Source organism: Sphingomonas segetis, from assembly GCF_009720245.1.
In the GTDB taxonomy this organism is placed as follows: Bacteria; Pseudomonadota; Alphaproteobacteria; order Sphingomonadales; family Sphingomonadaceae; genus Sphingomicrobium; species Sphingomicrobium segetis.
The window spans coordinates 1-6,053 of record NZ_WJSQ01000157.1 but is presented as its reverse complement, the minus strand read 5'-3'; the positions used below and the strand labels follow the sequence as shown (position 1 = coordinate 6,053).

Genomic DNA, 6,053 nt, shown 5'->3' with positions numbered 1-6,053 from the left:
TCGCGCCGGACCGGCTGCCGGTTTATGGGTTCAACGCCGAGGTGCCGGACCTTTTCTGGTGCGCGGGTCGAGGCCGGCGATGCGCTCAGGACCGAGCCATGCCCGCTGCGCGATTCCGACGTGCGCGCGAACATCACGGCGGTCGATTTCACCGGCCCCGACGGCGCCGAGCTCGCGCCGGTCATCCGCAACCTCCTTGCCGGCGTCCAGCCGCCGGCGGGCGAGCGCCCGATCGCAGTGGTCTGCGACATTCGCGACGATGCCACCGCCCGGCTGCGCAGCCAGGGCTATATCGCCGCGGTCCAGATCCCGCCGCAGCGGATCGAGACCGGGCATCTGCGGCTGGAGGTCGTCACCGGCCATCTGGTCGACGTGCACATGCGCGGCGACGCGCCGCCGTTCCGGGCCGAGCTTGCCGCGCGCGCCGAGCAGCTCAAGGCGCTCGACCCGTTCAACCAGTATGAAGCCGAGCGCATCCTGCTTCTCGCGAGCGACATTCCGGGCGTCGAAGTGCGGCTCACGCTCGCTCCGGCACGCACGAAGCCGGGCGAGCTGATCGGCGAACTCAGCGTCTACTACCAGCCGTTCAAGATCCTCGCCAACGTCAACAATTTCGGATCGAAGGCGCTCGGACGCTACACGGTTTACGGACGGGGCGAGATTTACGGGCTGACCGGCGCGCAGGACCTCACCTACCTCGCCGGCTCGACGACGACCGATCTCGACGAGCAGCAGGTCGTGCAGGTCGGCCATCAGATGGGGCTCGGCAACAGCGGGCTCGGGCTTGGCGCCGACTTCGCTTACGCCTGGTCGCGCCCCGACCTGCACGACATCGACCCCAACGACATCCTCGACCTGCGCTCCAACTCGCTGATCGCGCGGGCCTATGTCACCGCGCCTGTGATGCGTGCGCGCCGCACGTCGCTGAATCTCCGCGGCGGGCTCGATCTGCTGCAGCAGCGCACCCACTCCAGCTTCGGGCTGATCACCGACGACAAGCTGCGCGTCGCCTTCCTGCGTGCGGAAGCCGGGTTCCGCGAGCCGCTGCTGAACGGCGGCGATCTCTATTCGCTCCACGGCGCGCTCGAGCTGCGCAAGGGTCTTGGCATTTTCGGTGCGTCGGACCGCTACAGCATTCTCGCGTCTCGCACCGAGGGCGACCCCCAGGCGTTCGTCGTGCGCGCCGAAGGGGGCGCAGTCGCGCAGCTGCCGTCGGTGTTCAGCGTTGCCCTCGATGCCGCTGCGCAATGGGCTAACCACCCGCTCCTCAATTTCGAGGAATATTCGGTCGGCAATTACACGATCGGCCGCGGTTACGATCCGGGCGCCGTTACTGCCGACCGCGCCATCGCGCTGCGTCCGGAAATTCGCGCGCAAGTGCTTCAGAAGCCGCGGACGAGCGTCCAGCTGTTCGGTTTCTACGACAATGTGTGGGTGTGGAACCTCGACCGCTTCAGCACCGAGCATGGGCGCAGCATCGCCTCGGTGGGCGCTGGCGTCCGCGCCGTGATCGCACCTTATTTCCTGGTCGAGGCGACCTACGCCAAGCCGCTCGATCGCCCGTTCCCCACCGGCCCCAAGCCGCCCGCCCGGTTCCTTCTGTCCCTGACGGGGCTGTTCTCACCTGTGAGGTAGTATTCGCGAGTAGGAGAGTTCGACCATGGTCTCCGCGTCCAGCATCCGGTTCCAGCTCCTCCTTTCGACGGCGGTTGCCGCATCGCTGGCGCTCCCCGCCGGGGCCGCGGCGCAGAACCTCCCGGTGAATCCTTCGGCGGGCAGCGTAACCACGTCCGGCGACGGCCACACCATGACAGTCGGCCTCACTGCACCGCGAACCGCCATCAACTGGGAAAGCTTCGATGTCGGCCAGGGGTACACGGTCGATTTCGATGGCCCGAACACTGTTCAGGCGGTCCTGAACAGGGTCGTCGGCGATCCGTCCACGGGCATCATCAGCCAGTCGGACATCAACGGGGGATTGACGTCCGATCCCTGGATCGAGGTTTTCCTGATCAACCCGGCCGGGATCATCTTCGGCAATGGCGCCAGCGTGGACGTGGGGTCGCTGGTCGCGAGCACGCTCGACGTGGATGACGACGATTTCCTCGCGGGAGGAGTGCTCGACACGCTCGAACCAACGGATCCAAATCTCTATTATTTCTTTGGCGACAGTCTCGACGTTGTGACGACTGGAGTCACCGTTCAGGATGGCGCGCAGGTCGATACGAGCTCCGGACCATTGACGCTTCTCGGCGCTTTCGTCGACGTGCAAGCCGGCGGTTCGATCACCGCGGCGAGCGGTGTGGGGCTCGTGGCCGGCAACCAGATCAGAGTCCCTGCCGATCCCGGCAGCCGGATCAGCTTTCGTATCTACCGGCCCACACCGCGCGATGATGCGATCACCATCGGCGGGTCGGTTTCCGGTCAAGACGTCACCGCCTTCATGGAAACTTCGGACAGTGCCGAAAATGCCCTGCTGTCCATCACCGACTCGGGCTCCATCACCGCCACAAGAAGTACAGGCGGCGACATCGTTCTCAACATCGCTGCGCGAACGGAAAGCGATGAAGTCGCCGAGTCACCGGGCGGTATCAGGAACGACGGCAATCTCAGCGCTACGGGAGACGTAGTTTTGGCGGGCGCGATCAGCGGCGGAGTCCGCTATCGGCCGCGCTTCGTCGAGAACAATGGCAAGATCACTGCGGGCGGTGATGTGCTGGCGCGCGCGCATTCGGACATCACCAATGCCGGCACAATCACGGCAGGCGCTGACGTGACTTTGTCCGGTTTGGCGTTTGCGAGCGACAGCGCGGCCGCATCGCCGGTGCACATCACCAACAGTGGCACGATCAATGCCGGCAACGATGTGACCCTCGTCGGCCAAGTCCAGGTCACCGGCGGCACGAGCGGCAGCGGCAGCACGATTTTCCTGGCCGCGCTGGCTCCGGCGCTCGCAAGCTCGCCCGACGTGCAGGTCACCAACAGCGGCACGATCAACGCGGGCGGCGATGTAACCCTCAGTGGGTCAATCGACATTTCCGGCATTTCAACGGACACCGCCACCCTGAGCCCGAGCGTTCGGGTGATCAACGACGGACCCATCACCGCCGGAGGCGATGTGGAGCTCAGCGGATGGATCGACATCTCGGGCATCGCGGCAAGCCACATCGACGTGGACGCCGATGTGAACGTCGCCAACAGCTCGAGCATCGACGCAGACGGCGACGTCTTCCTTCAGGGGATGGTTGACCTTTCCGAGTTCACTTCGTCCGAAAACATCGCGACCGACATCGCTGCAACGGTGAATGTGGACATCACCAACAGCGGGTCGATCGACGCAGGCGGCGCCGCGTGGCTAAGCGGAGCCATTTCCGCGTCCGCCTTTTCTGCCACGACCATAGGCATGGCAACCAATCTCAACATCACGAACAGCGGAGACATTGCTGCGGGCAGCGACGCATGGCTGAGCGGGGTGATCCAAGTCGACAATTTCGACGCGTCCCACATCGACGTGGGTGCCGACCTTCAGATCACGAACAGCGGAACGATCGATGCATCGGGCAGCGCTGCATGGGTGAGCGGATTCGTCGGAATGTCCAGCTTTGCCGGATTGAGCGCCGGCAGCTCTGTAGCAGCGGACATCAAGGCCTCGCCGACCCTGCAGATCACAAACAGCGGAACGATCGCGGCGGACGATGTAGCTTGGATTCGTGGAGATGTGGACCTTTCCGATTTCACAGCCACGAGCGTTGGCGTGACTCCGGACTTCGAGATAGCCAACGGTGGAACCGTCAGGGCAGGAAGCGCGGCGTGGATCAGTGCCTTCATGAGTCTCAGCAGCTTTGACGCAGCCAAGATCAACACAGATCCCAACCTTCAGATCACGAACAGCGGAACAGTTTCGGCAACCGCGGCAAGCGGTTCCGCATGGCTTAGCGGGCAGATCGATCTCGAAGGATTTTCTGCAGAGACCATTCAAGCCGCACCGGCCTTGCGGGTAACCAACAGTGGAACGCTCAGTTCGGGCGGCGACGCGTCAATCTTTGCAGTTGTCGACATCTCCAACTTCTCGGCATCTTCCGTCGACCTCCTTGTGGACGTTGGAATCGCGAACAACGGAGCGATCACTGCCGGTGGCGACGTAACTCTCAGCGCCCTGTTTCCATTCGCAAACGTGTTTGCCTCCGATTTCGCGTTGGCATCGAACGTCCATGTGACGAACGCCGGGACGATCAGCGCGCAGGGCGACGCACACCTCTTCGCAAGCTTCGGCGACGTCACCAACAGTGGGAAAATCACAGCCGACAACGTCTTTGTTTCCACGGCTACGACGGGCGAAGGAGGCGAACTCCTTCCGATCATCAACATCATCAACAGCGGCACGATCACCGCGCGCGGCAATGCGCAGCTGATTGCAAGCAACAACATCACCAATTCGGGCGTGATCGATGTCGGCGGCGTGGCGCTGCTCGACGCCGGAAACGACATTGACAATACCGGCTCCGTCTCAGCCGTTGGCGACGCCATCCTGAGGGCCGGTAGCGATATCCTCGATTCCAGCGGTACTTTCGCCGGCTCCATTTCCGGGGCAGACGTCGCGCTGAGCGCGGGCGGGTCGATCACTGGGGGCACGGTTACGGCACGCGACGACATTGCGATCCGCGCGCCTGGGACCGTCACGACCGGCACCCTCATCAGCGGCGCGACAATCGGCGCGAATGGCCCCGTGGATGTGGACGGGGCGGCGGACGATCTCCTTCCGGGGGTCGACCTCACCGGTCACGACGTCGATGTCGACGGAAGCGCGATCGCGGTGAACGTGATCCGCGCGAACGGCACGGGTTCCGACATTCGCCTGCGCAAGCCGGTCACCTCGAGCCGCGACGATCTCGATTTCTTCGCCGGCGGCAACATCACGATCGACGGCGCTGCGAGCGCGATCGATGTTGCGATGGACGCGGGCGGCAACATTACGGTCGACGGCGACGTCAGCGCGCGCGACGACCTCGCGCTGCGCGCCGGCGGAACGCTCGACGTCGGAATCCTGGCCAGCGGAGTCACGGTCGGCGGGCAGGGACCGGTCGACCAGGACGGCTCGGCCGACGCTCTGCTGGGGCAGACTCTCACCGGACACGACCTGTTCGTTCAGGCGGCGGAGGTGAACCTGCCGCAGGTGACCGCGAACGGCACCGACAGCGACCTCACCGTCATTGCGACGACCGGCGACCTCAACATCGACAATGGAACGGCCGGAGGCACGATCACGCTGACCAAGGAAGGCACGACCGGAATCCTGACCGCCGCGACGCTGACCGCGGGCACAGGTGTGAAATTGAGGTCGGCGACCGACATTGAGGCAGGCACGGTCACAACCACGGCCGGAGACCTCGACTTCGGCGCGGCCGGCGACGTCACGGTCGACAGCTCGCTCGAAGCTACCGATGTCGCCATCAGCGCGGGCGGCGACATCAACACCGGCGACATCAGCGCGCGCGACGACATCGCGCTGCGCGCCGGCGGCACGCTCGACGTCGGCCTTCTGACGAGCGGCGTTACCGTGGGCGGCACGGGACCGCTCGACTCGGCCGGCGCTGCCGATGTGTTGCTCGGGCAGACGCTCACCGGGCACGACCTCTTCGTCCAGGCCGCGGAGGTGAACCTTCCGACAGTGACCGCCAACGGCGCGGACAGCGACCTGACGGTCATCGCCACCGCCGGTCCTCTAACCATCGCGAACGGCACGGCGGGCGGATCGATCACGCTCACCAAGCAAGGCGCCGGCGGCATCCTCAGCGGCGGCATGCTGAGCGCCGGGACCGGCGTGAAATTGCGCTCGAGCACCGACATCGTAGTCGCGACCGTCGCCACCGCGAGCGGCGACCTCGACTTCGCCGCCGACGGCGACGTCACCGCGGGTGGCTCGCTGAGCGGGACGGACGTCGCGATCGCCGCCGGCGGGACGATCACCACCGGCGACATCAGCGCCCGCGACGACATTGCGCTGCGCGCCGGCGACACGCTGCACACCGGTACGCTCGCGAGCGGCGTCACGG

At 65.2% G+C, this 6,053-nt stretch carries 2 protein-coding genes; both read left to right on the top strand.

Going from position 1 to position 6,053, the window contains the following annotated elements; genetic code table 11:
• A partial coding sequence (locus tag GH737_RS12405) for a ShlB/FhaC/HecB family hemolysin secretion/activation protein (RefSeq protein ID WP_230558796.1) occupies positions 1 to 1,635 on the top strand: 1,635 nt, incomplete at its 5' end.
• A gap of 25 nt (positions 1,636 to 1,660) precedes the next feature.
• The coding region (locus GH737_RS12400; RefSeq protein WP_155265120.1) for a beta strand repeat-containing protein at positions 1,661 to 6,053 on the top strand (4,393 nt) is incomplete at its 3' end.